The organism is Stappia sp. ES.058 (assembly GCF_900105595.1).
In the GTDB taxonomy this organism is placed as follows: Bacteria; Pseudomonadota; Alphaproteobacteria; order Rhizobiales; family Stappiaceae; genus Stappia.
Genome location: NZ_LT629784.1, coordinates 2,330,053 through 2,356,949, shown reverse-complemented (window position 1 = coordinate 2,356,949; position 26,897 = coordinate 2,330,053). Strand labels below are relative to the sequence as shown.

Genomic DNA, 26,897 nt, shown 5'->3' with positions numbered 1-26,897 from the left:
GGTTTACGGACGGACCGAGAAGCGGCGGGCATAGGCCGCCGTGACCTCTTCGAACACCGCATCGCGTTCGCGTCGCGCCTCGCGCAGCGACCACCGGGCCGAATCCATGCCGTAGCGCGCACTGGAAAGCCGATCGCGGAGGTCCGCGCGTTCCGCGCGGCAGGAAAATCGCTCCGCTTTGGTCTTTTGAGTACAGTCGAGTGCGGCGAGGCTGTCGCTGAGCCTGTCGATCTCGCGCTGGGCGGTGTCGAGGTCGCTCTCCTGAAAGCCGACGCGGTCGTCCGCGTCCTTGAGCCGGCTGCCGAGCTGGCGCGCATCGTCATAGTCGGGCGCGAGGTCCGCCGGGCATGAAAACGAAGGACGCTTGCCGCCGCGTCCGTCCTCGAAGCCGCGTCGCGGCGTGCAGTAGGCGCGCACACCCATGCGCCAGCCCTGCATATAGGCGTCCGTGTCGACGGCAATCGAGTGGCGTCCGCAATCCTCGACAACCTTCTGCAGGCGCGACGCCGGGTATCCCTGCAAGGCGTGGGTCTGGCCGATAGCCGGCCAGTCGCCGGCCTCGCATTGTTCGCGGGAGACGGTCGCGCAGCCCGCCAGGAAGAGGGGGGCGGCACAGACCGCAACGGCATGGGCCCAGAATCTCATGATATCGATCCGCTTGTTTAAAATGCTGTTTCATCAATGGATAACCAAAATTCTACTTTAGGCTGTATCTGGTTGAAATAAACCATTCGCGTCGGCAGATGCAAGAGGGGGGCGGTTTCGACACGGTGTCAGGGGGGCGGTCGCACAACGTCTCGACGATTTTCCGGGTGGCACGGCACGCGTTTACCGCGTTCGTTTACATAAATTGTAAATAAAATGCTAACGGCTTCGGGTTTGTATTGATTCGCAATGGCGTTTGGATAGTCTGCCGCTTGTGAACGGATGCCGTTTGTCAACTCGCATCATTTCATGATCGTCCCGATGCATATGCTGCAACGGGACGACAACAGCGTCCCACGGAAGGTTCAGGTCCGCCGCATCTCCTGACACCGTGGGGTTGACCGGTGCCCCGGCAGGCAGGAGTGGCCTCCTTGAAATGCCTGCGGGAGCACCGGTCGCATTCTTCACGCTCCGCGACGTGTCTTCAGCCGCTTTCGATTGTCATGTTCCGATCGCTCTGTGCGGGCGTCTTCGCACGGCCACGGCAGGCAATCCGCGTTTCGGCGAGACGGGGCCTGCGCGGCAAACCCCGCTTGAACCAACGAAAAAAGGCCCCCGAAGGGGCCTTTGGTCGTGGCGCTTTCATCGTTTTGCATTGGCGGCGCATGGCCAGCCCGAAATGCAAAGATGCTACTTGATCTTGGCTTCGCGGAATTCGACGTGCTTCTTGGCAACCGGATCGTATTTCCGCTGGACCATCTTTTCGGTCATGGTGCGGGAATTCTTCTTGGTCACATAGAAAAAGCCGGTGTCTGCAGTCGACAGAAGCTTGATCTTGATGGTGTTCGCCTTGGCCATCGGTCTTGTCCTTGCACTGGTGTCCGGCACCGCGTCGCGAACTCCGAGAGATCGAAGAGGACGTTCCACCGGGAAATCTTGGGAAACTTTGCGCGCACCATACGTTTCGCGCGCCATAAGTCAAGCGGGATCGCGGGCGGTTTTCACCCGGTCAGACTTCCTCCCGCGTGAAGCCGTTGCCACGCCAGTAGTAGAAGGGCACCGGTGTTGCCGGATCGAGATCCGGATCGTTGCGAAGCCGGTTTTCCAGCTCTTCGATGATGGTGAGCGTGATCGTCGGCAACTCCAGTTCCTTGGCCTGGGTCAACGTCAGCCAGTGAACGTCCTCAAGCTCACCGGAGGGGCCGGTCCCTTCGGGAAGGCAGTCGGCGATTGCATCGGCGAAAACCGCGAGGAAGCGTGTGTCGAACCGTCTCGGACGGCGCGGTGGTGTGATCGCGCGGGCGATCACCCGCACAGGGGTAAGGTCCGGCACCAGGCTGCGGTCGGAAAACGCGGCCATGTCGCCCGTACCGGTCCAGGGCGTGTCGGTCTTTGCGCCGACCAGAACTCCTGCCTCTTCGTAGGTCTCCCGCGCGGCCGCCACGGTAAAGGCCCGTGCGCGGGCCTCTGTCTTGGGCCCTTTCATCGCATGCATCAGCTTGTACGCGACGTCTGGGTGATAGGCGCCGGTCACGGGGATGCGGCTGTCCTGCGGATCGACGCGGCCACCCGGGAAGACGAACATGCCCGGCATGAACCGGTGTCGCTGATGGCGCCGCCCCATGAGAACGCGGGGACTTCCGCCCTGGCTGCGGTCCAGCACAAGGAGGGTTGCGGCATCCTTCGGACGCAGGTTGGGATTGTTCATGTGGCGTTCGGTTGCCGACAGGCGCCGGACGAGGTCCTCGCTCATCGTGCCTCTTGACCACCGCCGAAGTCGTACATCGGCTGATCGTCGCCGATCGCGTTCGGATCGAAGCCGTGCATGTAGTTGGCCCATTGCAGCCCGATGAGCGCGCCCTTGATTGGCGGCAGAGCAACCAGCGAGGAGATCACGATGAGGGGAAGCCACAGCGCGAAATGCACCCACATCGACGGGACGAAGGCGACTTCGACGGCAAGGGCGATCGGCAGGATGACATGGCCGACGATGAAGATCGTGAAATAGGGGGGGGCATCATCGGCACGGTGGTGATGCAGTTCCTCGCCGCAGGATTTGCAGCCCGGCTCGACCTTCAGATACTTGCCGAAGAGGCGGCCCTGGCCACAGTTCGGGCAGAGCCCCTTGGCGCCGAGCAGCATTGCCCTGCCGACATCCCGCTTGGGCTTTGATGCAGGGACGGGCGATACATCGGTCAGTCCGGCATATGTGACAGTCATGTCCGTGGACCCTTCGAGTTTCGGCTGCGGCCGGGCGCGCTCTTTGCGCTGCGGGGCCGGCCCTTGTGCTGTCGCGCGCCCTTGCCTTGCCGCGCAAAGCTGCGTTCGCGAGAGCTCTTTCGCTTGTGATAGTGACCTTCGCTCAAAAGTTCAAACTGAAGGGACCCGGCATAGGGGGCTGCTTCCACCAGTCGCACCTCGACGCGGTCGCCCAAAGAGAAGGTTTCTCCCGTGGTTCGACCTGACATGGAATGCGACGATTCGTCATAGTGGTAGTAATCGTCGCCAATGGTGGAGGCGGGCACGAACCCGTCGGCACCGGTGTCGTCGAGGCGAACGAACAGGCCGGACTTCACGACGCCGGAGATCCGGCCGGTGAAACGGGCGCCGACCTGGTCCGACAGCCACAGGGCGATCAGACGGTCGACGGTGTCGCGCTCGGCAAGCATCGCCCGGCGTTCGGCGGCGGACACATCCGCGCCGACGGCTTCCAGCTTCGTCTCCATGCCCTCCGGCAAGCCGTCGTCGCCGAGCTTCAGTGCCCGGATCAGGCCCCGGTGCACGATCAGGTCGGCATAACGGCGGATGGGCGAGGTGAAATGCGCATAGCGTTTCAGGTTGAGCCCGAAATGGCCGATGTTGTCGGGTGAATACTCTGCCTGCGCCTGACTGCGCAAAATGACCTGGTTGACCAGTTCGGCGTCGGGCAGGCCCTTCACCTTCCGCAAGATGCCATTGAACGCGGCGGGACGCAGGCCGCCGGACGACGCGAGCTTGATGTCGAGCGTCGACAGGAATTCCTTCAGCGCCTCGAGCTTTTCCGGGCTGGAGGCGTCGTGGATCCTGTAGAGCAAAGGGATGCCGGCCTTCTCGAGTGTCTCCGCCGCTGCGACATTCGCCTGGATCATGAATTCCTCGATCAGCTTGTGCGCGTCAAGGCGTTCGGGGACGAAGACATCTCTGACGGTGCCATCCTCCTTCAGGCGGATTTTGCGCTCCGGCAGGTCGAGATCCAGCGGTTCTCGGTCGTGTCTCGCCGTCTTCAGGCTCTCGTAGGCGGCCCAGAGCGGCTTGAGGATGTCGTTCAGCACGGCGTCGCTCGTGTGATCCGGCTCGCCGTCGATGGCCCCTTGCGCCTGTTGGTAGGAGAGCTTGACCGCTGAGCGCATCATCACACGGTGGAAGCTGTGGCTCTTCTTCTGTCCGCTCGCATCAAGGGTCATGCGCACGGCCATCGCGGCCCGGTCTTCGCCTTCCTTTAGCGAGCACAGGCCGTTGGAGAGCTTTTCCGGCAACATCGGGATCACCCGGTCGGGGAAATAGACCGAGTTGCCGCGCAGATGGGCTTCCCGGTCGAGCGGTTCGCCGGGACGGACGTAGAAGGCCACATCAGCGATCGCGACGGTGATGATGTGACCGCCGGGATTGTCCGGGTCGGGGTCCGGCTCGGCATGGACCGCGTCATCATGATCCTTGGCGTCGGCGGGATCGATGGTGATCAGCGGCACTTTGCGCCAGTCCTCGCGGCCCTTGAGCGTTGCAGGCACAGCCTGTTCGGCCGCCTCGACAACCCGGTCGGGGAAGCGGTGCGGAATGCCATGGGTGTGCAGGGCGATTTCGGAAACCGCCATTTCCGAATGCATCGCGCCGATGCGCTTGAGCACCTTGGCGCGCGTGTCGCCGTAACGGCCCGGGCCTTTGGTGGTGGTGACGGAGATGAGGTCGCCGTCCTCCGCGCCTTTCAGGTCGCTGGTGTCGATGTCGAGTTCGCGCTGCTTGCGTTCGATCGGCTCCAGGAAGGTGCGTCCGCGCGCCGTGCGCAGGATGCCGAGAATGGAAGCGGCCTGACGTTCCAGCAGCTTGATGATCCGTCCGGCCCGGCTTGCCTCGGGCCCCGTCTCGTCGGAGCTCAGGCGCACGAGCAGCCGGTCGCCCAGTCCGGCGGTGCGCGGCTGGCTTTTGCGGCGCTCCGGCACGACGAGGATTTTCGGCGGAACCCCCTGTTCGTCCACGTCCCAACTGGCCGGCTCGGCGATCAATTCTCCATCGGCATCGCGCGCGACGACCGTGACGACCAGCACCGAGGGGAGGTCGCCGGCCCTGATGAGTTTCTTTTGCCGCTTTTCAAGCAACCCGTCGTCGGCCATTTCGCGCAGGAGGCGCTTCAGATAGATCCGCGCGCCTCCGATGATGCCGAAATGCCGCGCGATTTCGCGCTTCCCCGCCTTGCCCGGATTGTCGGCGACGAAGGCCATGATCTCGTCGCGTCCCGGCATTTGCGAGGTGCCGGCCGATTTCGTCGCCGTTTTCTTCGGTTTCGTTTTCTTCGGGCGGTTGGCGGTCAAGCGTCATCCTCTGCCACGGCCTTTTTGGCGGTGGCGGTCTTCTTTGCGGTGGTCTTCTTCGCGGCCGGCTTTTTCGTCGCGGTCGCCTTGGCGGTCGTTTTCTTCGCGGCGGGCTTCTTTGCAGCCGGCTTTTTTGCGGTCGCCTTCTTGGCCGCCGGTTTGCCCTTGCCCGTCTTCTCGATCTTGGCAGCGATCAGCGCCAGCGCCTCGTCGACGGTGACAGCCTGCGGGTCGCTTCCCTTGGGAAGTGTCGCATTGACCTTGGCCCATTTCACGTACGGTCCGTAGCGCCCGTCCTGGACGGTGATCGGGCCGCCATCGGGGTGATCGCCCAGTTCCTTCAGCGGCGGCGTGTTGCCCCGGCCGCGACCGGCCTTCGCACGCTTTTGCGCCAGAGCATCGACTGCGCGGTTGATGCCGACGCTGAAGACTTCTTCCGGGCTTTCCAGGTTCGCATATGTGCCGTCATGCAGAACAAAAGGACCGTAGCGGCCAATGCCGGCGAGGATCTCCTTGCCGTCTTCGGGATGCGGGCCGACCTCGCGGGGAAGCGACAGCAGTTGAAGCGCCTTGTCGAGGTCGATTTCCGACGCTTGCCAGCCGCGCGGCAACGACGCGCGCTTGGGCTTGGCTTCCTCGCCGAGTTGCACATAGGGACCGAAACGGCCGGTGCGCAGGCTGACATCCAGGCCGCTCGCCGGATCCTGCCCGAGGATCTTGGGACCGTCGGCCATTTCGGTGTCGCCGTTCTGGCCGTTTGCCGACAGTTGGCGCGTGTATCCGCAGTGGGGCGGATTCTCGTTGGGCGTTTTGCCTGCCAGCTTGTCCTTGTCGTAGTTCGAACACCCCACGAAGGCGCCGAAACGGCTGACCTTGAGCGACAGGCGGCCTTCGCCGCAGGCCGGGCATTTGCGCGGGTCCTCGCCATTGCCCTGATCGGGAAAGACATGGGCCGCGAGCATTTCGTTGAGGGAATCGAGCACCTCGGAGACCCTGAGGTCCTTGATATCATGCACCGAAGCCGAAAATTCACGCCAGAAATCGCGCAAGACGTCCTTCCATGACAATTCGCCGGCGGAGATGCGGTCGAGCTTTTCCTCAAGCGCGGCAGTGAAATCATACTCGACGTAGCGGTCGAAGAAGCTTTCGAGGAAGGCGATGACCAAACGGCCCTTGTCCTGCGGGATCAGCCGCTTTCCGTCGATCTCCACATAGTCGCGGTCGCGCAGGGTCTGAAGCGTCGAGGCATAGGTGGAGGGACGGCCGATACCGAGCTCTTCCATCTTCTTTACCAGTGTCGCTTCGGTAAAGCGCGCCGGGGGCTCGGTGAAATGCTGGGCGGTCTCGATCGACGTTCGGCTGACGATCTCGCCCTGCGTCATCGCGGGCAGCCGGCGGCCCTCCTCGTCTTCCTCGTCATCCTTGCCCTCCTGATAGAGGGCGAAGAAGCCGTCGAATCGTACGACGGACCCGGTCGCGCGCAAGGTCGCGGTCTTCCCCCCGCCTTGGCGTCGATGTCGACGGTGGTGCGCTCCAGAACCGCTGATTCCATCTGAGAGGCGATGGTGCGCTTCCAGACGAGTTCATAAAGTCGGGCGGCGTCCGGATCGAGATAGCGCGCGACATCGCGCGGATGTCTCGTCAGGTCCGTGGGCCGGATTGCCTCGTGGGCTTCCTGCGCATTCTTCGCTTTCGAGGAATAATGGCGCGGCTTTTCGGGCACATAGTCAGCGCCGTAATTGGACCCGATTACCTCGCGCGCCGATGCGATCGCCTCGCCGGCGATCTGCACGCCATCCGTTCTCATATAGGTGATGAGGCCAACGGTTTCGCCGCCGATGTCGGCGCCTTCATAGAGCTTTTGCGCGACCTGCATGGTGCGTGCCGCTGCAAAGCCGTGCTTGCGCGAGGCCTCTTGCTGAAGCGTGGAGGTGGTGAAGGGGGCCGCCGGATGTCGGCGCTGCGGCTTGGATTCCACGCTCGACACGTCGAGAGAGGCCGCGTTCAGATGGGCGGCGATCTCATCCGCCTCCGCCTTCGATCCGATGCCGAGGCGCGCAAGCTTCTTGCCGTTGAACGCTGCGATACGGGCCTGGAATGCGGACCCTTCCGCTGTCTTCAGATTGGCCAGGACGGACCAGTACTCCTGGCTGACGAAGCGTTCGATCTCGCTTTCCCGGTCGCAGACAAGGCGCAGCGCCACGGATTGAACCCGCCCGGCGGAACGGGCGCCGGGGAGCTTGCGCCACAAGACGGGAGAGAGCGTGAAACCGACGAGATAGTCGAGCGCACGGCGCGCGAGATACGCATCGACAAGCGGTTCGTCGATGTCGCGCGGGTTTTCCATTGCCTCGAGAATGGACTTTTTCGTGATGGCGTTGAACACGACACGCTGGACGGGCATGTCCTTCAGCAGTCGTTTCTTGCGCAAGACCTCAAGGACGTGCCAGGAAATCGCTTCCCCCTCGCGGTCGGGGTCAGTGGCGAGGATCAGGCGGTCGGCGCCCTTCACGGCCTTGGCAATGTCGCTAAGGCGCTTCTGCGACTTCGCGTCGACATCCCAGCTCATCTCGAAGTCTTCGTCGGGGCGGACCGATCCGTCCTTCGCGGGCAGGTCGCGCACGTGCCCGTAGGAGGCGAGGACATGATAGTCCGACCCCAGATACTTGTTGATGGTCTTGGCCTTGGCCGGCGATTCAACAATGACGATATTCATGAGACCCCAAGCAGGAAAAGAAGCGCCTTGCGGCACGGGCGGCGCGATGACGCGCGGCTCCGACGCGCAGGAATGGCGCCGGACGATCCCTCAATTAGATAGCAGCTGTCAAATGACCATTCGTACCGCCTGGGTCAAGTGATGCATTTCCGTCGACGGGAAATGGCTGGAGCGACGGTTGCCGGCGACCCGAACCTTGCGCCCGGTTGCAAATGACGTGTAGTATGGAATTAGAAAACTTTTGGTTGTAATTATACCGACAACCGCTTTATGCGGCCAACGTCCAGGTCACACAATGCCGTTAGAATCTCCATCAGACCGAGCTGAAGCCGCAAGATACTCGGCCCAGATATGCCGTGAGCTACGGGACTTGGCAACAAATAACGATTTGACATTCTTAGCTTATTTACTCGAAATGGCACGTGTCGAAGCATATGACAAACACGCTGAATTTCAAAAGCATGAAGATATTTGAATAACGCGAGTCAAGGTGCGTCCTCAGGTTGCATTTAAAAATTTTCTAAATTCACCTGCAGATTTCGGCGCCCAAAATTCAATTTTGGTGTATTTTATTAAAATACAACCTGAAATTTTCAGGGATCGACGTATCCGGAGTCGGTCGCGCGTTTTCGGTCGGCTGTGCGGTTTGGAGGCTCTGCCGGTCGATCCGCCATCGGGCTTCGGTGGCGGCGGGCGTTCGAACACCTGCGCCGGCGCGCATGTTGTCTGTCCGGCACATCGGTTCCTGACGCGGGGGTGAGGGATACGGGAGGCTCGTGCCGGAGCAGGACAGGGTTTTGACGCCGTTTTCCCTGTTTGGCCGGGCCCGGTTCGCCCTTGGTCTATCTGCTGTCGATCAGGCTTACCTTCTGCCCGGGGTGGCGTTCCAGGCGGCCGGCCAGTTCCAATTCCAGCAAGATGACATGAACGATACGGGCTTCCAGCTCGGTGTAGCGGATCAGTTCGTCGATCTCCACAGGCGCACCGCCGAGCGCCGACAGCACCCGCCCCCGATCATTTTCGGCAACCCGAATGCGGTGTGGCTCGGCATCGCGTCCGGGCTCTTCGATCTCGATCGACGGCGGCTCGGGAAAGGGACGTCGCGGCCCGAGACTCTCCAGGATATCGCTGGCGCTGGTGACAAGTGTCGCGCCGTCCCGGATCAGGCGGTTGCCGCCCTCCGAGCGCGGATCGAGGGGAGATCCCGGCACGGCAAGAACGTCCCGATTCTGTTCTGCAGCAAAACGCGCAGTGTGCAGCGAGCCTGAGGCGCGCGCGGCCTCTATCAGAACGGTTGCGAGAGATACGCCGGATATCAGACGGTTGCGCCGCGGGAAGTCCCGGCTGCGCGGTTTCCATCCGAGTGGCATCTCGCTGATGACCGCGCCGTCGTTTTCCAGAAGGGACCAATGAAGATCGCGGTTTTCAACCGGATAGATCACATCGATCCCGCCCGCCATGACGGCGACGGTTCCGCTGGCAAGCGCGGCGCGATGGGCCGCGGCGTCGATGCCGCGTGCCAGTCCGGAGACGATCGTGTATCCGGCCGCGCCAAGACCGGTGGCGATTTCGCCGGCGATCTTCAGGCCGGCCAGCGAGGCATTCCGGGCGCCGACCATGGCGATTGTTGCGTCTTCGGCGAGGCGGTCGTCGCTGCCGCGAACACTGATGAGCGGCGGTGCCCCATCCACATACCGCAGGAGCGGCGGGTACCCGTATTCGCCCAGCGCACGCAGCCGGCCGCCCATCTTCTCAAGCGCTTCGATCTCGTCCTCGGCATCGCCTTGCGAGAACACCCGGATCGTTCGTTTTCCGCCCCGTCGCGACAGGTCGGGCAAGGCCTTGATGGCGGCTTCCGCCGACCCGGCGTGGTTGATGAGCGCGCGAAAGGTCACCGGTCCGACATTCTCGGAGCGGATAAGGCGCAGCCAGGCGAGCCGCTGGCGATCCGTCAGCACGCGGGTGCGTGCCGGTTCGGATCGCTGATCGCTCATCCCTTTTGTCCGATCCGACCTTCGGTTCCCCTGATGAGACGGGCGATGTTCTCGTGATGCTTCGCCCAGAGGATCACGGTGAGCAAGCCCATGAGCTCTGCAAGCTGAATGCGCTCGAAAACGACATAGAGGAGAACAGGCGTTGCGAGACTTGCAACAAGAGCGGACAGGGACGAATAGCGAAACAGGGCGGCCATCGCGACCCAGATCGCGGCGAAGGCGAGCGCTGCCGGCCAGAACAGGCCAAGCAGGATGCCGAGATAGGTCGCCACTCCCTTGCCGCCGCGAAATCGCAGCCAGACGGGAAAGAGGTGGCCGAGAAAGGCGCCGAAACCGGCGATCACAGCGGCATCCGGTCCACCGAACCGGGAGGCGATCACCACCGCGACCGTGCCCTTGAGCGCATCGCCCAGAAGCGTGAGGGCGGCGAGGTGTTTCTTGCCGGTGCGCAGAACGTTGGTGGTGCCGATGTTGCCGGATCCGATGGAGCGGATATCGCCTTCACCGGCGATCCGCGTGACCACGAGGCCGAAGGGGATCGAGCCCAAGAGATAGCCGAAGACAAGGGCGGCCAGAAAATAGGGCCAAGCGTGGGCCCAGCTGATCGGATCGGGCACGTGCAGCCTCCGGTTGCGCAATCATTGCAAAGACTAGGACGGGAGCAGTCGTCCCGCAACCATCGTATGGAGCACCTTGCCGCTGAAGCGGGCATCCTCAAAGGGCGTGTTCTTGGACCGTGAGCGGATTTTCGTCTTGTCGAGAACCCAGGGGCGATCAAGATCGAACACGACGATGTCGGCGGGCGCGCCGGCCGCAAGCCGTCCGACCGGCAGTCCGAGTCGGTCCGCGGGATTGCAGGTCATCGCTGCGAGAAGCGTCATGATCGGGACATCGCCCGAATGCACCAGGCGAAGCCCGGCCGAAAGCAGGGTTTCCAGGCCGATTGCTCCGTCGGCGGCTTCCGCAAAGGGATGACGCTTGGTCTCCACGTCCTGCGGGTCGTGCGCGGAGACGATGACGTCGATAGTGCCAGCGGCGAGGGCTTCCACCATGGCGCGTCGTTCATCCTCCGAACGAAGCGGCGGCGCCATCTTGAAGAACGTCCGGTAGGGGCCGATGTCGTTTTCGTTGAGCGTCAGATGATTGATCGAGATGCCGGCCGTGACATTGAGGCCGGAGGCCTTTGCCCGCGCCAGCGCCTCGGCGCTTTGGGCACAGGACACGGAGCGCGCGTGATAGCGGCTGCGGGTGAGGCTTGCGAGCCTGAGGTCGCGCTCCAGCATGATGATCTCGGCTTCGCGCGGACTTGCCGGCAGGCCTTTCCAACTGGCGTTCAGACCTTCATTCATGACTCCCGCGCCGGCGAGGTCGGGATCTTCGGTGTGGTGCACAACGAGCGCATCGAAGTCGCGCGCATAGGTCATGAGCCTGCGCATCACGCCGGAATGGGTGATCGAATGATTGCCGTTGGAAAAGGCGACGGCGCCGGCCTCCCGGAGCAGTCCGATCTCGCTCATTTCCTCACCCTCAAGCCGTTTGGTGAGGGCGGCCATCGGGTGTACGCGCACGCTTGCCGTGTCGCGGGCGCGGCGAAGCACGAAGTCAACAAGCGCCGGATCGTCGATGATCGGATCGGTGTCGGGCGAGGTGACGATCGTGGTGATGCCGCCGGCCGCCGCCGCCTGGCTGGCGCTGGCCAGCGTTTCGCGGTGTTCCGCGCCCGGCTCACCCACCGTGACGTCCATGTCGACAAGCCCCGGGGCTGCGATGGCGCCTGCGAGATCGATGATTCTCGTGCCCTCCGGCGCGCCCTGATTGAGCGCTTCGGGTCCGGCGGCGGCGATGACGCCGTCAACGACCAGCACGCTTCCCGGCGCATCGAGCCTGCGGGTAGGGTCGAGCACGCGCGCGTTGGTGAAAAGGATCGGTGTCTGCGTCATCTCGTGAGCCATGTCGGGTGTCCTCACCGGTTTGGCAGATGCGCTGAGAGGGCCTCGAGCACGGCCATGCGCACGGCGACGCCCATCTCGACCTGTTCGCGGATCAGGCTCTGCGGGCCGTCGGCGATTTCCGGATCGATTTCCACTCCCCGGTTCATCGGACCGGGGTGCATGACGAGTGCGTCAGGCTTGGCGGCGGAGAGCTTTTCGGCGTCCAGGCCGTAGTAGCGGAAATACTCACGCACGGACGGAATGAAGGCGCCCGCCATACGCTCGCGCTGCAGCCGAAGCATCATGACGATATCCGCATCCGCCAGACCTTCACGCATGGTTGGGCAGACTTCGACACCCATCTTTTCGATGTCGTTGGGAAGCAGCGTGGAGGGCGCCACAACCTTCACCCGTGCACCCAGCGCGTTGAGCAGGATGATGTTGGAGCGTGCCACCCGCGAATGCAGGATGTCGCCGCAAATGGCGATTGTCAGCCGCGCGATCTTGCCCTTGTGACGGCGGATCGTGAGGGCGTCGAGCAACGCTTGCGTCGGATGCTCATGCGCACCGTCGCCGGCGTTGATCACCGAACAGCCGACCTTCTGGGCAAGGAGATGCACCGCGCCGGCCGCGTGGTGGCGCACGACGATGATGTCGGGATGCATGGCGTTGAGCGTTGCCGCCGTGTCGATCAGCGTTTCGCCCTTCTTTACCGAAGACGACGACACCGACATGTTCATCACGTCCGCGCCGAGGCGTTTGCCGGCGATTTCGAAGGAGGATTGCGTGCGCGTGGAGGCTTCGAAGAAGAGATTGATCTGCGTGCGGCCCCGCAGGACGGTCTTTTTCTTCTCCACCTGGCGACTGATCTCCACCGCGCTTTCGGCACGATCGAGAAGGGCAAGGATTTCGTGCGGCTGGAGACCTTCGATCCCGAGCAGGTGACGGTGCGGATAGGCATCCGCGAGGGGGGAGGTTTGTGCGCTCATTAAAGGCTACCCTATAGGGGCAAGTGCGCGCCGGCTCAAGCGCGCCCTGGCGCATATGCCCGCTTTTTACGGGTCGGTTTGGTGTCGGGCGGTTTTCATACCGCGACGAGAAGGGCGATCGGCATCGTCACGGCGGCGGCAAGCGTTTGCAGCGTCAGGATCTCGGCCATCAGTTTGGCGTCGCCGCCCATCTGGCGCGCCAGCAGATAGGATCCCCCGGCGCTGGGCAACGACATGGCAATCATCACGGCGGTGAAGGCTGGACCGTGAACGCCCATGAGCGTCGCATAGGAGAATCCGAGCACCGGCATTACGGCGAGTTTGAGCACCAGCGCGGTGGAGAGCGCAGGCCCCGGTCGGCGGAGCGCGTTGAGATCGAGGCCGGCTCCCACGCAGACGATGCCGATCGGCAGGGCGGCGCTGCCGAGAATCTCGAGCGTCGACCACGCAAATAGCGGCAGCGGCAGACCGGTGACATTCAAGGCGAGGCCCGTTGCGGTCGACCAGATGAAGGGATTGCGGACGAGGTCGAGCACGATCTTGCGGACACCCGGTGCGGCGCCGCTGGTGAAATGCGAAAGGACCAGCACGCACATGACGTTCAGCAAGGGCACCATGGCGACGATCGCCACCGCAAGAAGGGCAACGCCGTCGGGCCCCAGCATCTTGTTCGCAATGGCAAGTGCAACGAAGGTGTTCCAGCGCGTTGCGCCCTGGAACACGGAGGTGAACCTTGGTCCGTCCACAAGAAAAACACGACGCAACAGCGGCTGCAGGCCAAGCGCGATCACCGCCATGGTGATGACCGAGGCGACCAGCGTCGCGCTCATCTCGAAGGCCGGCAGAGCCATGAAATCGGTCTGCGCAACCGTTGCGATGATGATTGCGGGAAACAGCACAAAATAGGCGATGCGCTCGATGCCGCGCCACTGCTCGCCGGTGATGATTCCCATGCGGGCGACGAGATAGCCCGTGGCGATGACAAGCAGGACCGGCAACAAGGCATTGAAGACAATGCTCATTGCCTGTCGTCTCCGCGTCCGCTCTCCTCGACCGCTTTTTCCTTGGCCGCGTTCTCCTCGGCATCGCGGTGAATGCGGGACAGCCGGTCGAGGCACCCTTGCAGGATGTAGGCGGCGGCCATCTTGTCGACGAGTTCCGCGCGCCGGGCGCGCGAGCGGTCCGCCTCGATCAATGTGCGTGTGACGGCGGCCGTCGACAGGCGTTCGTCCCAGGCGGTCAGCGGCAGGTCCGTCAGCGGCAGGAGATTGCGGGCAAAGGCGCGCGTCGCCTGGACGCGCGGCCCTTCGGAGCCGTCCATGTTGAGCGGCAGGCCGAGTACCATTCCGCAGACCTCGTGCGTCTTGCATATGGCAAGCAACGCTGCGGCATCGACACCGAACTTCTTGCGTTTGATTGTCTCGAGCGGGGTCGCGATGCCGCGTCCGAGATCGGACAGCGCAAGGCCGATTGTCTTCGTTCCAAGGTCGAGCCCGATGAGACGGCCGATGCGCGGAAGCCGAAGAGCAAAGTCATTGTGGGGAAGGAGGGGATCTTGCGCCATGACGAGGCTTTAGCACGCGTCTGCCTGCGCGAACAGGGAGCGGGATTGCAGGCGCGCCGCATCCGGATAGTCTCGGGGAGACAGATCGCATCCAAGGGAGACCTGCAATGAAGATCACCTATCTCGGTCACGCCGCCTGCCGCCTCGACATTCCGCAGGCATCCATTCTGATCGATCCGTTCTTGAGCGGAAACCCGTCCTTTCCCGAATCCTTGAGCGTCGACGGCGTCAGCGACGGCGTGACCCACATTCTGCTGACCCACGGACATGACGATCACATCGGCGACACCCTCGACATCGCCCGTAAGACCGGGGCGCAGGTCACGGCGAATTTCGAGATCGCCATGTGGGTGCAGTCCGAGGGGCACGAGAACATCAACCCGATGGGCTGCGGCGGCACGGTCGACGTCGGTCCCTTCACCGTTTCGCTGACCCAGGCGCACCACACCTCGTCGTCGCTCGCCAAAGGCTGGCCGCCGGTCTACATGGGCCAACCGAACGGACTTGTCGTGGACGCGGAAGGCCAGCCCACGTTCTACCATATGGGCGATACGGATCTGTTCGGCGACATGGCGCTGATCCAGGAGCTTTACGCCCCGAAAATCGGTGTCGTGCCGATCGGCGACCGTTTCACCATGGGGGCGAAAACGGCGGCGATCGCCTGCAAGCGCTTCTTCGATTTCGAGACGATCCTGCCGTGCCACTACGGCACCTTCCCGATTCTCGACCAGTCCGCCGACGGTTTTCTCGCCGAAATGGGAGCGGATGCATCGAAGGTGAAGGTCACCGACCCGGGCGGATCCTTCGAGGTTTAGGTCACGGCCCCATTCATGAGCTCGTGGCCTAGCCGCCGGGCTCGTCGTCCAGATGAGCTATGCCGCGCAAACGAAGCAAGCCAACCGGGGGCGGGGCACTCCGCGCCCGGCAAAGCCGGGGACCCGCAGTATGCGTGGTGGGCGTAAACGCCACTTCCAAGTTTCATCGAGCTAATCATCGGGACCGCTTGGTGGTCCACAATGGCTTCTTTGTTACCTTTTTCACATGCTTGTTGACTTCGCCACCCGTCTTGGAAACTAGCGATTGAACAAATTCGAAATAGTCAGTGACGTTCTTCTTGGTCACGCTCCTATCGTGCTGACCACGATGGGCAATGGCCCCACGCAGAGATACGAAATCGTCCAGCGTTTCCTGCGCCCTCTCTGATTTCATCTTCTGCGGCCAATACCAGTGGCTGGTCATTTTCTCTATGCCGACCGCCGACTTGAAAAGCTCATTGATCCGGTCGCTCTTTGGTGTGTTAAGCTTTCTGTCTCTCTGCTTCTTGAGTTCCTCAAGGTGAATGGAGAGATAGGCACGCCAACCGTCGTCAGCGATTTTCCATACCTCAAGCTCATGCGGTTGATCTTTCAATTTTTTAGCGATGATCTTCTTCAATTCGTTTGGCAGCGCATCTGCCGACTCAGCGTGCTCAACGATGTGTTCAAGCCCTTCCGCCGCAATGTCTTCGCAGTAAGCCTCCCAGAAAGCAGTAATCAGCACGATTGCTGATTTATTAAGAACCTCCAGCCCGCGGCGTCGGCCAGGAGCTGTACCGCCTACGTTCTCATGCAACTCGATCAGCCGCTTTATGTCCTTTGCATTCTTGTCGAATGCGGCGCGCGCTTTGCTGGCCATGTTTGTCACTCCTTTGCGCAAGACTACGCTTTCATAATGGAAGGCAACAAGCCTTTACAGTCGCCTGACCCACCTAAGGCCGGTTATCCTCGCTTGCGGGAATGGCCGCCCGGCGGAGGGCGCAAGCACACTGGCGGCTCCAAGCAGAGGAGCCTTGCCAAGTGAATAAGGCATGACGCGCTAGGGTCGCAAAACGGTGTTGTCGCGCTGGACAGGGATCAAATGTTCACGTAATGTTCTTATCCGATTCCAGCGTCCGGACAGGCCATGTCACATCAGATCCCGTTTCGCAGCAAGCTTGACGATTTCCTGCTGAGCCTCGCCAGGGGCGACCTTCTCGATGCGGTCGAGACGCATTATTCGCCCGACGCGCGCCTTTTCGAAAACGACATTCTGGTTGCGCGCGACAGGCGTACGGCCTTGCGCAAGCTTCAGCCGGTCTTGCGCCGTTTCGCGATGGTGCGCGGCACGTTCGATGATCTCGCTTGCGAGCGCGATACGGGACGGGTGCGGTTTTACTGTCGCACCGACGGGGTCGACATCGATGGCCGGGTCGTGCGCGAGGAGGTTTTTCACGCGCAGGTCTGGGCCGGCGGAGAGATCGTCGAGGAGCGGCAGTATCGGGGCGAGACGCTGGCCCGGCTGTTCGGGAGAGGGTTTGCCGCGCCGCGAAGCAGGCTGCTGCCGGTCTCGCCGGCCCCGGCAATGGCTGTCGCGCGCGCCATTGGTGCGTGACCCCTGTGGCCGGGCAGGCGGTGCGGCCTGCGCCCTTTGGCTTGCGGGCGGGTTTGTCCCGGTGATATAGGCCTCCTGTCGGGGGCAGCCTCGCGCGGAGCGGTTCCGCCGATAGGTCCCCGTCGCCCGAGGCAATCCGGAGATCCCAATGTCCGTCGATATCGACACGGTGAAACGCGTTGCGCATCTTGCGCGCATCAAGGTCACGGACACCGAAGCCGACCAGATGACCGGCGAATTGAACGCGATTCTTGCCTTCGTCGAGCAGTTGGACGAAGCGGACGTCAGCGGCGTCGAGCCGATGACGTCGGTGGTCAAGCAGGAGATGAAGAAGCGCGCCGATGTGGTCGATGACGGCGGTTACCCGCAGGATGTGGTCGCCAATGCGCCGATGTCGGAGGACAAGTTCTTCATGGTTCCGAAGGTGGTGGAATAGGCCGTGAAGGTTGTCATCGGCGTTGAGTCTCCGCTCACCGACGACATGCGCGCCCTGATCGCGGACCTGAATGGCTTGCTGCTCTCGCTCACGCCGGCCGACACCTGTCACCATATGAGTGTCGAGGACATGGCGGGTGCGGACACCACCGTGTTTGTCGTGCGCGACCTGGAAACGAACGCCCTTATGGCGTGCGGCGCCTTGCGGCGCCATCCAGGCAGCGTCGGTGAGGTTAAGCGCATGTACACGCGCCCCGAGGCTCAGGGCCAGGGCATTGGCGGCGAGATCCTTGCCGAGATCGAGGCGCTTGCCCGCAGCGAAGGCCTTGCGCGTCTGGTGCTGGAGACCGGCAACAACTACAAGGCCGCTGCGCGTGTCTATGAGCGAGCCGGATTTGTCGGCTGCGGCCCGGTGCTGGATTATTCCGACACGCCCTTCACCGCCTTTTTCGAAAAACCGCTTCTTTCCAACGCGTGACGCGAACAGCCCAGCGAGACCAAGACATGACCGAGCTGACGAAACTGACCCTGACCGAGGCGCGCGACGGGCTTTCCGCGCGTGACTTCAGCGCCCGCGAGATCACGGACGCCTATCTGGGCGAGATCGCGGCCGGCAATCAGGCGCTGAACGCCTATGTCGCGGTCACCGGGGACAGGGCCCTGGAGATGGCGGCGGCCTCCGATGAAAAGCTCGGCAAGGGCGAGGGCGGGGCGCTGGAGGGCATTCCTCTTGGCGTCAAGGATCTCTTCGCCACCGAAGGGGTGCATACGCAGGCCTGCAGCCACATTCTCGACGGTTTCAAGCCGCGCTACGAATCGACCGTTACCGCCAACCTTTGGGCCGACGGGGCAGTGATGCTCGGCAAGCTGAACATGGACGAATTCGCCATGGGCTCGTCGAATGAAACCTCCTATTACGGAAATGTCGTCAATCCGTGGAAGCGGAAAGGCTCCGACGAGGCGCTGGTGCCGGGCGGATCGTCCGGCGGGTCCGCCGCTGCCGTTGCCGGTGCGCTGTGCGTGGGCGCGACCGCGACCGATACCGGCGGATCGATCCGCCAGCCGGCCGCGCTGACCGGCACGGTCGGCATGAAGCCGACATACGGGCGCTGCTCGCGCTGGGGCACGGTCGCCTTTGCCTCGTCGCTCGACCAGGCCGGGCCCATCACGCGGACGGTTCGCGACAACGCCGTCATGCTGCGTTCCATGGCTTCCGTCGACGCGAAGGACACCACCAGCGTCGACGTGCCGGTGCCGGATTACGAGGCTGCGGTTGGAAAGTCGGTGCGCGGACTGCGGATCGGCATTCCGAAAGAGTACCGCGTCGAGGGCATGTCCGAGGAGGTCAACGCGCTCTGGCAGCAGGGCATCGACTGGCTGAAGGAGGCCGGCGCGGAGATCGTCGACATTTCCCTGCCGCATACAAAATATGCGCTGCCGGCCTACTACATCGTGGCGCCGGCGGAAGCCTCGTCCAACCTCGCCCGCTATGACGGCGTGCGCTACGGATTGCGTGTCGACGGGGATGATATCGCCGACATGTACGAAAAGACCCGCGCGGCCGGTTTTGGCTCCGAGGTCAAGCGGCGGGTGCTGATCGGGACCTATGTGCTCTCCGCCGGTTACTACGATGCCTACTATCTCAAGGCACAGAAAGTCCGCACGCTGATCAAGCGCGACTTCGACCAGTCCTTCGACGCAGGCGTTGATGCGATCCTGACACCGGCAACGCCGGACGCGGCCTTCGCGCCCGGTGCGGTCACCGATCCGGTCGCCATGTATCTTCTCGATATCTTCACCGTGACGGTGAACATGGCCGGACTGCCGGGTCTTGCCGTGCCTGCGGGGCTCAACCGGGACGGCTTGCCGCTTGGTCTTCAACTGATCGGTCGGCCCTTCGGCGAGGAAGCGCTCTACAGTCTTGGCAGCGTTATCGAGGAAGCGGCCGGGCGCTTCAAACCGGCCAGATGGTGGTGACTGCAGGCGTTCGCGGCTGGTATTCCGTGTTGCGTTGAAGGGAGGCGCGTCCCCGGGGAGGCGCGCCATTTCGCGATGACCTGCCGGTGGTTGGCTCGCTGGTGGTCAGTTCGTTGTGCGCCGCCATCCGAGCACGAGCAGACCTGCACCGATCATGGCCGACCCGCCGATCCTGTTGATCGCCCGTCGTACGGAAGGGCGCGTCAGCCGCGCGCCGACTGCGGCGGCCATGAAACCGAAGGCCGCCGCGTTGAGGGCGGCGAGGACAACGAAGGTTGCCTCCAGGATCACCGCCTGGCCGAGAAGTGGCCGGGTGGGATCAACGAAGAGCGGCAGGAAGGCGACAAAGAAGACAATACTTTTTGGGTTGAGCGCGGTCACCGCATAGGAATGGCCCACGATCCGCAGAGGCGAAACCGTCTGCGCCTGTGTTTCCTGCTCCAGTACCTTTGTTGCGACGGGCGCGCGCCAGAGTTTCAGGCCGAGCCAGACCAGATAGGCGGCGCCCACCCACTTGAGCACGGTGAACAGCGTGGCGGAGGTGGCAAGCAGCGCGCCGAGCCCGGAGATGGATGCGGTCATGGCCGTGAGATCCCCGAGCACGACCCCGGCAACGACGGCGGCCGCGACGGAGCGGCCCTGCGAGAGCGCGTAGGAAACGACGAGGAGTATGGTCGGTCCCGGAACGGCGAGCATCAGGAAAGACGCAACGGCAAAGGCCAGCCAGATATCGAAGTCCATGAAATGCTCCCGCTCGACAAATCGTTCGCCAACAGCAATCCACGGGATGTGCCGTCTGGCAAGCCCCGAAAGAGACCGGGCCGCCCAGATGCCGGTTCGCTCGCGGCGGTCGTGGTTCCGACCGAGGCATTGATCTGGCAGCGGCATTGAGGAGGCAGCCTGGCGCTTGACGGCGAAACGCCGGGGGCGTGACGCGCGGGCGGCGACCGGGATCTGCAAGGTTGGCGTTTCGCCGCCGGGCCGGACCCGGCGGCGAGGTTTGTCGGTGTCAGCGGTTGTCCGGCTGGGCCCGCACCCGCCGCAACCCCAGGCGGGTGATCTGATAGGGGCCACCCTGAGAGGACGCAATATAGCGCCGTCGTTTCAGCTTCCTGAAAACGGTCAAATCCAGCCCTGGTGACCGCCAGCCTTCACGTGTGACACAGGAAGCGACGGTGATGCGGTTGCGCTCGTTCTTTTCAACGAGCACATGTCCGCCCTGGGCAAGCAGGTGAAGGACCCGCTGCTCGGCTTTTGAAATGTCCATGATGGTCCGGAATTTTGATGCAAGGCTCCGCTGTCCGCAGCCTGGATCGCGTGCGGAGGGGAGCATCTTCATGGCCGACCCCCAAAATACGGGCCGGCCCTATCGGGCCTCGCGGCGTCCGCGCATCAAAAACTCCATTGGTTAGGCTCAGGACCTGTTGCTATGACTGCGATGGTCGGAGCGGATGTGTGCCGATACGAGGAGCAAGCCCGCAGGAAGGCTGGAGCCTATCAAGGGATTGCGACATGGTATTCCGTGCGGATCCGCCCGATCCGAAGGACGCTCGAGCTGACGTCGACCTGCGGCGTCAAAGCCCTCGACCGGGGGAACGGTCCCGCTCTTCGGGCTTTTCCTTGCATCTCTCGTCATCTCGAACGCCATTTCAGTCTTAGCAACAGGTCCTGACCCTAGACACGGTTTAGATGGACAGGCGCGCGGTGAATATCAAGATGGTTTGTGCGGGTGGCGGCAGGTTCGCCAGCCGGTGTTGCCGACGAACCGCGGTGCTGGGGCAAAAAGCGGAATTTCAGCAAACGGGCGCGTTTCCTTTTTGCCTCTCTGGCTCTAAAACAAGCGTCATGACACCGGCAGAATCGATTTCCGTCCTCTTCGGCCTTGCGGGCCTGGTCAATCCCTTTGCGCTGATGATCGGTGCGGTGCTGGGCTGGTTTGCCGATGCGCGAGCGAAATTGCTCATCGCCGGTTTTGCCGCCGCGGCCCTGAGTGTCCTGCTCGATGCCTCGTTGAATCTGAGCGGCGTCCCGCCGGTTGGCGGTTACGATGGTGGGCCGTTGGCCGTCATGCCTTTCCGTTTTGTCGGCGCAGCACTTGCCGCGGCCTTTGTGTATGGCATGCGCAACCGGATGCGTGGTGGGCGCTAGGCGTTGGCTCACGCGTTTCCATTTCCCGACCCGGGCGCGGGTCGCTTCATGTCCGGTCAATGAGGAAGTGCCATGTCGCCTGCCGCGGTGTCTTATGTGGCGCTTGCCGTTGCCATCGTGTTCGAGGTCGTCGGCACGACGGCGCTGCAGCAATCTCAGCAGTTTACCCGTCCGCTGCCGACGCTGGTGATGGGCGGATGCTATCTTGCCGCGTTCTATTGCCTGTCGATCGCACTCCGGACGTTGCCGGTGGGCGTGGCCTATGCGATGTGGAGCGGTCTGGGGATCGTGCTGATATCGCTGGCGGGGATCATTCTGTTCCGCCAGGCGCTGGATCTCGCGGCCTGGATCGGTCTCGGCCTGATCATCGCCGGCGTCATCGTCGTCAACGTCTTTTCCAAGTCGGTGTCGCACTGACTTCGGGACGCCGCGGATCGGGCTGCGACACGGGAATGGTCCCCGTGTCCGGTTCCGATTGCATATGTTGCGCGACTCAGCGCTGCGCGCTCCACTCAGCAAAGAGATCGCCGTTCGGGCAGTAGTCGGGCGTTTTCTCGGCGCCATCGGCATGCGCGTCCAGCCAGCTTGCGCATTCGCCCGGGCACTCGCACCCAAGGCAGCGGTTCGCGGCAGCACGCAGGCTGTTGGCAAGCGTGATGTCGGCCGGCATGCCCTCGGTCGCCCCGACGGTCCGCATCATCCGGCCCATCAGGCCAGCCCGTTCGTCAAGCCGCTTCAGATATCCCATGTCTGTCTCCCTTGCGATGCGCTGCCGGCACCCTGCCGGCGCCACCCATGATTGCTCCCACTCTGAAATAGTTGCAAATGAAACGAATTGAGCCAGATCAAACCCTGCGCGCTTTCCCTCCCTTTTGTGCCGAATCTGGTAAGATCTTAAAGTTCAGGAGCGCATACGCTGGAGAGTGACGATGGTCTCGCGCGTGTCGACCCCGACGGGCGTCGTCGCCGTTACGCCCGTCACACGGCTTCCGCCGCTATCGGTTGGCGACGTGATCGCCATGCGTGTGGCGCGTCACATGACGGATGGTGTCATGCGTCTTGTTTCGGGCAATCTTCAACTCGACGTAGCGGGACAGCAGATGTTTCCCGTCGGCGCGCGGGTGGCGTTGCATGTCGGGCGCGGACCGGACGGCGCGCTGTCGTATCAGGTCAGCGCGGCTGCCGACGACGTGCCGGGTCAGGGGGCTCAAATGTCTGCCGCCGCGCCGCGCGGGGATGTGGCGTTTCAGCGTCTTTCTACGATGGCCGCCGATCTGGCTGCCCGGCAGGATGGTCTCGCACCGCTGTTTTCAGGTCTTTCCGCTGCAACTGCATCCCCTGCGTCCGCCGCCTTGCCGCAGCCCGTGCTGACGGCGATGGCTGCGTTGTTCGGCCTTCGGCTTGTGGCGGACGGCAAGCTCGACGGCGCGCGACTGAAACGCGCGATTGCGATCGCGGCCGGTTCGCCAAAAGGCGAGGGCGCGCGTGGCGGCCTGCCGGCCGTGCTGAAGGATCTCGGAGAGGCCCTGCGCGCATCTGCCAGGGGCGGAGAGGGGATCGCACGGGAGGGAACGCCGCCGGCACCGCCGAGCCTTTCCCGTCATCCGCAAGCACACCCGCCAGGGCGCGCCAGTGCGGACCTGGTCCAGGCGTTGTCGCGCGGCGACCTGACGATCGCGGCCTTGCTGCTGCTTGGCAAGAGCGATGCAGCACTTGCACGCGTGCGGCTATCCGGCCTCACCTCGCTCGGTGTGCTGGGCGATGGCAATGGGGCCGGCGACGGGACGACATTCGATCGCACGCTCGATCTTCCCTTCGCGTCTGCAGCCGGGACGGGAGTGATCAGCCTGCAGATCGGGCGCGACGACACGCCCGGTCACGACGGCGAGGGGGAGCATCCCGCGTGGCGGGTGCGCTTTGGCATCGATACGGGCGAAAGCGGTCCGGTTGAAGCGGTCGTCGGGCTGGATGGCACGCGCCTCTTCGCAACGCTTTGGGCCGAGCGCGGGGAGACCGCGTCCGCTCTCTCCGAAAACCTTTCGGACCTTCGCGAAATGCTGTGGGCGTCCGGGCTCGAGGTGGTCGAGCTTCGTGTGCTGCCCGGGCTTCCCGGCAATCCGCCGGCGGCCTCCGGCCAGTATGTGGACCGCGTGTCATGAGCGAGCCTCCCGAGATACCTCCCAAGGCCATGGCGGTGGCGCTTCGCTATGACAATTCCGGCGCGCCTCGCGTCACGGCAAAGGGGCGCGGGGAGGTTGCGGCGCGCATCCTGGAGACGGCCGCCGCACATGGTGTCCCGATCGAGGAAGACGCCGCCCTCGTCCAGGCGCTGGCGCAGATCGAGATTGACGAAGAAATCCCCATAGAACTCTATGAGGCGGTGGCGGCGGTGCTGCGCTACATCCTGTCGATCAAGTGAGGGCAGGGCGCCCGCGCGTTCACGATCTGCGGCGGACCAGCAGCCGCCACGTGCGCAGATCCGCGACTGTCTTAACAAAGGCAAGCGCTGCCAAGGCGCATAAGACCGCCTTTGAGATATCGCCCATCGTTCCCTCGATCAGCAGGGCGTGCACCACGCTGCCGGCAATGACAACCGCCACGAGTCCGGTGTGCGCCAGCCGAAAGACCCTGGGGCGGATGCGCAGCCGATGGCGCAGCGCGGCCAAAAGGCCGGCGGCGAACAGCGCCCACATGGCAATCACGCCCCAGGCGGAAAACGGGGTCGGCGAGGCAAAGAGAAGCGCATCGATCACGTCCGGCGGACTGGTGAGCCAAAGTCCGATGACATGGGCCAGGACCGCAGCAATCAGCAAAGCCCCGACCCAGCGATGTACCCTTCGTCCTTTCGGCGACGGGAGGCCGGGCAGGGCGCCGCCGGCAAGAAGCGGCTGGACGAGCATCAGCGCCAGGGCGACGACGCCGGCAAGGCCCGCGACGATATAGACCGGCTGGCGCCAGGCAAGCAGCGGGCTTGTCGCCGCGATGGCGAGCGGCACGGCAATCGCGACGGCGAGGGCGGCCCAGACGAGAGCCGCGCGTGCACGCACCATGGGGATCAGGCCGGCTCGAGCACGAAGTGCGCTGCAAGCGTCGTCTCGTCGGCGCTTGACATGACCGGGCGCAGGAAGACGGTCCTGAAGCCCTTGCCGTCCTGCTCGGCGTCATAGGCGAGATGACCGTGCGGCTGGCCGAAGGCCGGCACGATCTGCGGCATGTCCATGCGGAATTCGCCGTTTTCATCCGTCAGCGTCGCACCGTGGCTGTGCGGGTCGCGCTCGTGACCTTCCGTCGTATGCGCCCAGATCTGGATGCGCATGCCGGCAAGTGGCGCACCGTCGCCGGCGCGCAGCACGGTGCCCCGCATCAGGAAACCGCCGTTGCCGATCCGCGCCACGACCGGCGCGCCGGGAAGGTAGTTGTTGGCCCCGCCGCGCATCGAGGGTGTCGGCGCAACGCCTTTGGCCTGGGCCGGCGCGACGAGGCGGGACGCGCCCGCCGCAAGCGCTGTGCCTGCAACGGCCGCGCCGCCAAGCAAAACGGTGCGGCGGGTGGGGTGGAAAAGGCTCGTCATCTCGCTCGCTCCTGTGGTTGGGCGCGGTATCGGGGGAGGCGATCCGCGCTCACATCCTACGCGAGGGAATGTGGTGCGGATGAGGAGAAGGTCGAGGGGGCGCTGCACCTCTCGATATGCACGGCGATTTTAGGTGCAGCCGTTGTCCTGGCGGAAAATGCAAAGCATGTCCGCTCCGATTGCGCCCACACTCTTCCTTCCCGGGTCCCGATGGCAGCTTCGGATACGCGAGGAGTGTCGCCTGAAAGACGCTGGCAACCGCCGGCCGGTTTTTCCCGTGGCAGCATGTGACGGCCCTGGCGCGCCGGCGTCGAGGCTTTATCGGATGCATCCTTCAGGATACCGCTGCCGTCGACGTTCCGGGATATCGGGCAATGCTCAGACCTGGAGATTAAAATTGAAGATAAAGGCGGCACTTGCAGGCGTCATGTTCGCGACGTCCGTCACCATGGCCGGAGGCGGTTTCGCACAGGCGAAGGACCTCACTCAGGCGGAAGCGAACGAGATCGCGGTCGAAGCCTATCTCTACCTGTATCCGCTCATCACCATGGACCTGACGCGAAGGCAACTGGTCACCATCAAGGCCGGTCCCGGGTCCATGGGCGGCTACGAGAACTGGTTCGCCAACATTCCGGCCTATCCCACGGCCGATGAAAAGTCGGTCGTGCGACCCAATTTCGACACGCTCTATTCCTCGACGTTCCTCGATCTCCAGAAGGAACCGATGATCGTTTCCGCGCCCGACACCAACGGACGCTACTATCTCCTGCCGATGCTCGACATGTGGACGAATGTCTTCGCGTCGCCGGGCTCGCGGACCACCGGAACGCAGGCCGCGACCTTCCTGGTCACCGGCCCCGGCTGGGAGCCGGCGGACGGCGCGGAGCTCGGCAAGGATTTCGCCGGAAAACTCGACCTTCCCGAGGAGACTCAGCTCATCAAGGCCCCGACGAACCATGTCTGGATCATCGGACGGACCAAGACGGACGGACCCGCCGACTACGAGGCCGTCCACAAGATCCAGGCCGGCTACAAGGTGACGCCGCTGTCCAAATGGGGGCAGAAGGTTTCCGAGCCACCCTACGCGCCGGATCCGACCGTCGATACGAAGACGCCGCCGAAGAAGCAGGTCGATTCTATGGCCGGCAAGGAATACTTCACCTACGGCATGGAACTGATGAAGGTCGAGCCGCCGCACAACACCGACCAGCCGATTCTGGCGCGTATGTCCCGTCTCGGGTTCGAGGAGGGCGAGAGCTTCGACTTTGCTTCGGCAAGCCCGATCGTGCAGTCCGCGCTCAAGGACGCGCCCGTCACGGCGCAGAAGCTGATGGCCTGGAAGAGCCCGCGCATCTCGAATGTCGTGAACCAGTGGTCGATGGACGTCGAGATGGTGGGCGTCTATGGCTCCTATTATCTCAAGCGGGCGCTCATGGCCCAGCTCGGTCTCGGGGCAAACCTGCCGGAGGACGCCGTCTACCCGATCGCCATGACAGACAGCGATGGCAACCCGCTCGACGGATCCAACGATTATGTCCTGCATTTCGATGCGGCCGACATTCCGCCGGTCAATGCCTTCTGGTCCGTCACGATCTACGACAACGACGGCTACCAGGTCGCCAACAGCCTGAACCGCTTCGCTCTCTCAAGCTGGATGCCGATGCAGAAGAACCCGGACGGTTCGCTCGACCTCTACTTCCAGCATGAGAGCCCCGGCAAGGACAAGGAAGCCAACTGGCTGCCGGCCCCGGACGGTCCGTTCAACGTGACCATGCGGCTCTACGCCCCCAAGCCTCCGGTCCTGATCGGAAAATGGGCGCCGCCGGCAATCACCAAGGTTGGCAAACTCTCGGTCCATACGGCACAATAGCAACCGGCCCGAGGGACTGCGCACGAGCGGATCCGGATGCCTTGCGCCGGATCCGTTTTCGTTCATCCGGACACTTTCCCGAG

The 26,897-nt window shown here is 63.4% G+C and carries 27 protein-coding genes and 1 pseudogene; 10 read left to right on the top strand and 18 right to left on the bottom strand.

The window, feature by feature from the left end; genetic code table 11:
• Nucleotides 1–3: 3 nt before the first annotated feature.
• The 12 genes and pseudogenes from BLU32_RS10845 to ruvX all read right to left on the bottom strand — a co-directional run bounded on the left by BLU32_RS10845 (nt 4) and on the right by ruvX (nt 14,404).
• On the bottom strand, nt 4–645 hold the full coding sequence (locus BLU32_RS10845) for a DUF2799 domain-containing protein (RefSeq protein ID WP_093806910.1): 642 nt from the start codon (nt 643–645) through the stop codon (nt 4–6).
• Nucleotides 646–1,335: 690 nt separating this feature from the next.
• Complete coding sequence (gene rpmG, locus BLU32_RS10840; RefSeq protein ID WP_093806908.1) at nt 1,336–1,503, bottom strand: 50S ribosomal protein L33; 168 nt, start codon at nt 1,501–1,503, stop codon at nt 1,336–1,338.
• Between the two features lie 151 nt (nt 1,504–1,654).
• On the bottom strand, nt 1,655–2,398 hold the full coding sequence (locus BLU32_RS10835; protein WP_093806906.1) for an NUDIX hydrolase: 744 nt from the start codon (nt 2,396–2,398) through the stop codon (nt 1,655–1,657).
• A complete protein-coding gene (locus BLU32_RS10830) occupies nt 2,395–2,865 on the bottom strand; it encodes a DUF983 domain-containing protein (protein ID WP_172838560.1) in 471 nt (156 codons plus the stop codon). The genes BLU32_RS10835 and BLU32_RS10830 overlap by 4 nt, the downstream gene beginning before the upstream one ends.
• Nucleotides 2,862–5,141: a ribonuclease R gene (rnr, locus tag BLU32_RS10825; RefSeq protein ID WP_093810878.1), complete on the bottom strand. Its 2,280-nt coding sequence runs from the start codon at nt 5,139–5,141 to the stop codon at nt 2,862–2,864. Before rnr ends, BLU32_RS10830 begins: the two co-directional genes overlap by 4 nt.
• A gap of 65 nt (nt 5,142–5,206) precedes the next feature.
• Nucleotides 5,207–7,926 (bottom strand): annotated as a pseudogene (gene topA, locus BLU32_RS10820) (type I DNA topoisomerase).
• Between the two features lie 842 nt (nt 7,927–8,768).
• On the bottom strand, nt 8,769–9,920 hold the full coding sequence (gene dprA, locus BLU32_RS10815) for a DNA-processing protein DprA (protein WP_093806904.1): 1,152 nt from the start codon (nt 9,918–9,920) through the stop codon (nt 8,769–8,771).
• Nucleotides 9,917–10,537, bottom strand: coding sequence for a glycerol-3-phosphate 1-O-acyltransferase PlsY (gene plsY, locus BLU32_RS10810; protein ID WP_093806902.1), 621 nt, complete (start codon nt 10,535–10,537; stop codon nt 9,917–9,919). Before plsY ends, dprA begins: the two co-directional genes overlap by 4 nt.
• 33 nt (nt 10,538–10,570) lie before the next feature.
• Nucleotides 10,571–11,872, bottom strand: a complete 1,302-nt coding sequence (locus BLU32_RS10805) for a dihydroorotase (RefSeq protein ID WP_172838559.1) — start codon at nt 11,870–11,872, stop codon at nt 10,571–10,573.
• A gap of 11 nt (nt 11,873–11,883) precedes the next feature.
• Nucleotides 11,884–12,840, bottom strand: a complete 957-nt coding sequence (locus BLU32_RS10800; protein WP_093806900.1) for an aspartate carbamoyltransferase catalytic subunit — start codon at nt 12,838–12,840, stop codon at nt 11,884–11,886.
• A gap of 95 nt (nt 12,841–12,935) precedes the next feature.
• Complete coding sequence (locus BLU32_RS10795; RefSeq protein WP_093806898.1) at nt 12,936–13,862, bottom strand: AEC family transporter; 927 nt, start codon at nt 13,860–13,862, stop codon at nt 12,936–12,938.
• The gene (gene ruvX, locus BLU32_RS10790; protein WP_093806896.1) at nt 13,859–14,404 is read right to left on the bottom strand and encodes a Holliday junction resolvase RuvX; all 546 of its coding nucleotides are present in this window, start codon (nt 14,402–14,404) and stop codon (nt 13,859–13,861) included. Before ruvX ends, BLU32_RS10795 begins: the two co-directional genes overlap by 4 nt.
• Before the next feature lie 107 nt (nt 14,405–14,511).
• Between ruvX and BLU32_RS10785 the strand changes: the two genes are divergently transcribed.
• The gene (locus BLU32_RS10785; protein WP_093806894.1) at nt 14,512–15,219 is read left to right on the top strand and encodes a metal-dependent hydrolase; all 708 of its coding nucleotides are present in this window, start codon (nt 14,512–14,514) and stop codon (nt 15,217–15,219) included.
• Between the two features lie 175 nt (nt 15,220–15,394).
• Here BLU32_RS10785 and BLU32_RS10780 read toward each other — a convergent pair whose 3' ends face one another.
• Entirely contained in the window at nt 15,395–16,078 is a 684-nt protein-coding gene (locus BLU32_RS10780; RefSeq protein ID WP_093806892.1) for an MAE_28990/MAE_18760 family HEPN-like nuclease, read from the bottom strand.
• A gap of 267 nt (nt 16,079–16,345) precedes the next feature.
• On the opposite strand from BLU32_RS10780, the gene BLU32_RS10775 reads away from it, so the two are divergent.
• The 4 genes from BLU32_RS10775 to gatA all read left to right on the top strand — a co-directional run bounded on the left by BLU32_RS10775 (nt 16,346) and on the right by gatA (nt 19,225).
• A complete protein-coding gene (locus tag BLU32_RS10775; RefSeq protein ID WP_093806890.1) occupies nt 16,346–16,813 on the top strand; it encodes a hypothetical protein in 468 nt (155 codons plus the stop codon).
• A gap of 148 nt (nt 16,814–16,961) precedes the next feature.
• Nucleotides 16,962–17,249: an Asp-tRNA(Asn)/Glu-tRNA(Gln) amidotransferase subunit GatC gene (gatC, locus tag BLU32_RS10770; protein WP_093806888.1), complete on the top strand. Its 288-nt coding sequence runs from the start codon at nt 16,962–16,964 to the stop codon at nt 17,247–17,249.
• A 3-nt stretch (nt 17,250–17,252) separates the two neighbouring features.
• Nucleotides 17,253–17,726 (top strand): GNAT family N-acetyltransferase, encoded by a 474-nt coding sequence (locus BLU32_RS10765; protein WP_093806886.1) that lies wholly within the window; start codon nt 17,253–17,255, stop codon nt 17,724–17,726.
• Between the two features lie 26 nt (nt 17,727–17,752).
• Nucleotides 17,753–19,225: an Asp-tRNA(Asn)/Glu-tRNA(Gln) amidotransferase subunit GatA gene (gatA, locus tag BLU32_RS10760; RefSeq protein ID WP_093806884.1), complete on the top strand. Its 1,473-nt coding sequence runs from the start codon at nt 17,753–17,755 to the stop codon at nt 19,223–19,225.
• 105 nt (nt 19,226–19,330) lie between these two features.
• On the opposite strand, the gene BLU32_RS10755 is transcribed toward gatA, so the two are convergent.
• On the bottom strand, nt 19,331–19,966 hold the full coding sequence (locus tag BLU32_RS10755) for a LysE family translocator (RefSeq protein ID WP_093810874.1): 636 nt from the start codon (nt 19,964–19,966) through the stop codon (nt 19,331–19,333).
• A 268-nt stretch (nt 19,967–20,234) separates the two neighbouring features.
• Nucleotides 20,235–20,492 (bottom strand): YjhX family toxin, encoded by a 258-nt coding sequence (locus BLU32_RS10750; protein ID WP_093806882.1) that lies wholly within the window; start codon nt 20,490–20,492, stop codon nt 20,235–20,237.
• Between the two features lie 437 nt (nt 20,493–20,929).
• Here BLU32_RS10750 and BLU32_RS10745 point away from each other — a divergent pair, with 437 nt between their 5' ends.
• Nucleotides 20,930–21,373 (top strand): hypothetical protein, encoded by a 444-nt coding sequence (locus BLU32_RS10745; RefSeq protein ID WP_208976871.1) that lies wholly within the window; start codon nt 20,930–20,932, stop codon nt 21,371–21,373.
• Nucleotides 21,374–21,445: 72 nt separating this feature from the next.
• Nucleotides 21,446–21,790, top strand: a complete 345-nt coding sequence (locus tag BLU32_RS10740) for a multidrug efflux SMR transporter (RefSeq protein WP_093806878.1) — start codon at nt 21,446–21,448, stop codon at nt 21,788–21,790.
• Nucleotides 21,791–21,866: 76 nt separating this feature from the next.
• Here BLU32_RS10740 and BLU32_RS10735 read toward each other — a convergent pair whose 3' ends face one another.
• Entirely contained in the window at nt 21,867–22,121 is a 255-nt protein-coding gene (locus tag BLU32_RS10735) for a DUF6455 family protein (protein WP_093806876.1), read from the bottom strand.
• 181 nt (nt 22,122–22,302) lie between these two features.
• On the opposite strand from BLU32_RS10735, the gene BLU32_RS10730 reads away from it, so the two are divergent.
• Nucleotides 22,303–23,532 carry a flagellar hook-length control protein FliK gene (locus BLU32_RS10730; RefSeq protein WP_093806874.1) on the top strand — a complete coding sequence of 410 codons (1,230 nt, stop codon included), beginning with the start codon at nt 22,303–22,305 and terminating at the stop codon, nt 23,530–23,532.
• Nucleotides 23,529–23,792, top strand: coding sequence for an EscU/YscU/HrcU family type III secretion system export apparatus switch protein (locus BLU32_RS10725; protein WP_093806872.1), 264 nt, complete (start codon nt 23,529–23,531; stop codon nt 23,790–23,792). The genes BLU32_RS10730 and BLU32_RS10725 overlap by 4 nt, the downstream gene beginning before the upstream one ends.
• 19 nt (nt 23,793–23,811) lie before the next feature.
• Here BLU32_RS10725 and BLU32_RS10720 read toward each other — a convergent pair whose 3' ends face one another.
• A complete protein-coding gene (locus BLU32_RS10720; RefSeq protein WP_093806870.1) occupies nt 23,812–24,423 on the bottom strand; it encodes a ferric reductase-like transmembrane domain-containing protein in 612 nt (203 codons plus the stop codon).
• Nucleotides 24,424–24,428: 5 nt separating this feature from the next.
• Entirely contained in the window at nt 24,429–24,944 is a 516-nt protein-coding gene (locus BLU32_RS10715) for a twin-arginine translocation pathway signal (protein ID WP_093806868.1), read from the bottom strand.
• Nucleotides 24,945–25,371: 427 nt separating this feature from the next.
• Here BLU32_RS10715 and BLU32_RS10710 point away from each other — a divergent pair, with 427 nt between their 5' ends.
• Complete coding sequence (locus BLU32_RS10710) at nt 25,372–26,814, top strand: DUF1254 domain-containing protein (RefSeq protein ID WP_172838627.1); 1,443 nt, start codon at nt 25,372–25,374, stop codon at nt 26,812–26,814.
• Nucleotides 26,815–26,897: the final 83 nt, after the last annotated feature.

Excerpts from the sequence above, each read along its gene's own strand:
- BLU32_RS10845 (WP_093806910.1), bottom strand. The coding sequence starts at position 645 with ATGAGATTCTGGGCCCATGCCGTTGCGGTCTGTGCCGCCCCCCTCTTC.
- rpmG (WP_093806908.1), bottom strand. The coding sequence starts at position 1,503 with ATGGCCAAGGCGAACACCATCAAGATCAAGCTTCTGTCGACTGCAGAC.
- BLU32_RS10835 (WP_093806906.1), bottom strand. The coding sequence starts at position 2,398 with ATGAGCGAGGACCTCGTCCGGCGCCTGTCGGCAACCGAACGCCACATG.
- BLU32_RS10830 (WP_172838560.1), bottom strand. The coding sequence starts at position 2,865 with ATGACTGTCACATATGCCGGACTGACCGATGTATCGCCCGTCCCTGCA.
- rnr (WP_093810878.1), bottom strand. The coding sequence starts at position 5,141 with ATGCCGGGACGCGACGAGATCATGGCCTTCGTCGCCGACAATCCGGGC.
- dprA (WP_093806904.1), bottom strand. The coding sequence starts at position 9,920 with ATGAGCGATCAGCGATCCGAACCGGCACGCACCCGCGTGCTGACGGAT.
- BLU32_RS10805 (WP_172838559.1), bottom strand. The coding sequence starts at position 11,872 with ATGGCTCACGAGATGACGCAGACACCGATCCTTTTCACCAACGCGCGC.
- BLU32_RS10800 (WP_093806900.1), bottom strand. The coding sequence starts at position 12,840 with ATGAGCGCACAAACCTCCCCCCTCGCGGATGCCTATCCGCACCGTCAC.
- BLU32_RS10795 (WP_093806898.1), bottom strand. The coding sequence starts at position 13,862 with ATGAGCATTGTCTTCAATGCCTTGTTGCCGGTCCTGCTTGTCATCGCC.
- ruvX (WP_093806896.1), bottom strand. The coding sequence starts at position 14,404 with ATGGCGCAAGATCCCCTCCTTCCCCACAATGACTTTGCTCTTCGGCTT.
- BLU32_RS10785 (WP_093806894.1), top strand. The coding sequence starts at position 14,512 with ATGAAGATCACCTATCTCGGTCACGCCGCCTGCCGCCTCGACATTCCG.
- BLU32_RS10780 (WP_093806892.1), bottom strand. The coding sequence starts at position 16,078 with ATGGCCAGCAAAGCGCGCGCCGCATTCGACAAGAATGCAAAGGACATA.
- BLU32_RS10775 (WP_093806890.1), top strand. The coding sequence starts at position 16,346 with ATGTCACATCAGATCCCGTTTCGCAGCAAGCTTGACGATTTCCTGCTG.
- gatC (WP_093806888.1), top strand. The coding sequence starts at position 16,962 with ATGTCCGTCGATATCGACACGGTGAAACGCGTTGCGCATCTTGCGCGC.
- gatA (WP_093806884.1), top strand. The coding sequence starts at position 17,753 with ATGACCGAGCTGACGAAACTGACCCTGACCGAGGCGCGCGACGGGCTT.
- BLU32_RS10755 (WP_093810874.1), bottom strand. The coding sequence starts at position 19,966 with ATGGACTTCGATATCTGGCTGGCCTTTGCCGTTGCGTCTTTCCTGATG.
- BLU32_RS10750 (WP_093806882.1), bottom strand. The coding sequence starts at position 20,492 with ATGGACATTTCAAAAGCCGAGCAGCGGGTCCTTCACCTGCTTGCCCAG.
- BLU32_RS10740 (WP_093806878.1), top strand. The coding sequence starts at position 21,446 with ATGTCGCCTGCCGCGGTGTCTTATGTGGCGCTTGCCGTTGCCATCGTG.
- BLU32_RS10735 (WP_093806876.1), bottom strand. The coding sequence starts at position 22,121 with ATGGGATATCTGAAGCGGCTTGACGAACGGGCTGGCCTGATGGGCCGG.
- BLU32_RS10730 (WP_093806874.1), top strand. The coding sequence starts at position 22,303 with ATGGTCTCGCGCGTGTCGACCCCGACGGGCGTCGTCGCCGTTACGCCC.
- BLU32_RS10725 (WP_093806872.1), top strand. The coding sequence starts at position 23,529 with ATGAGCGAGCCTCCCGAGATACCTCCCAAGGCCATGGCGGTGGCGCTT.
- BLU32_RS10720 (WP_093806870.1), bottom strand. The coding sequence starts at position 24,423 with ATGGTGCGTGCACGCGCGGCTCTCGTCTGGGCCGCCCTCGCCGTCGCG.
- BLU32_RS10715 (WP_093806868.1), bottom strand. The coding sequence starts at position 24,944 with ATGACGAGCCTTTTCCACCCCACCCGCCGCACCGTTTTGCTTGGCGGC.
- BLU32_RS10710 (WP_172838627.1), top strand. The coding sequence starts at position 25,372 with ATGTTCGCGACGTCCGTCACCATGGCCGGAGGCGGTTTCGCACAGGCG.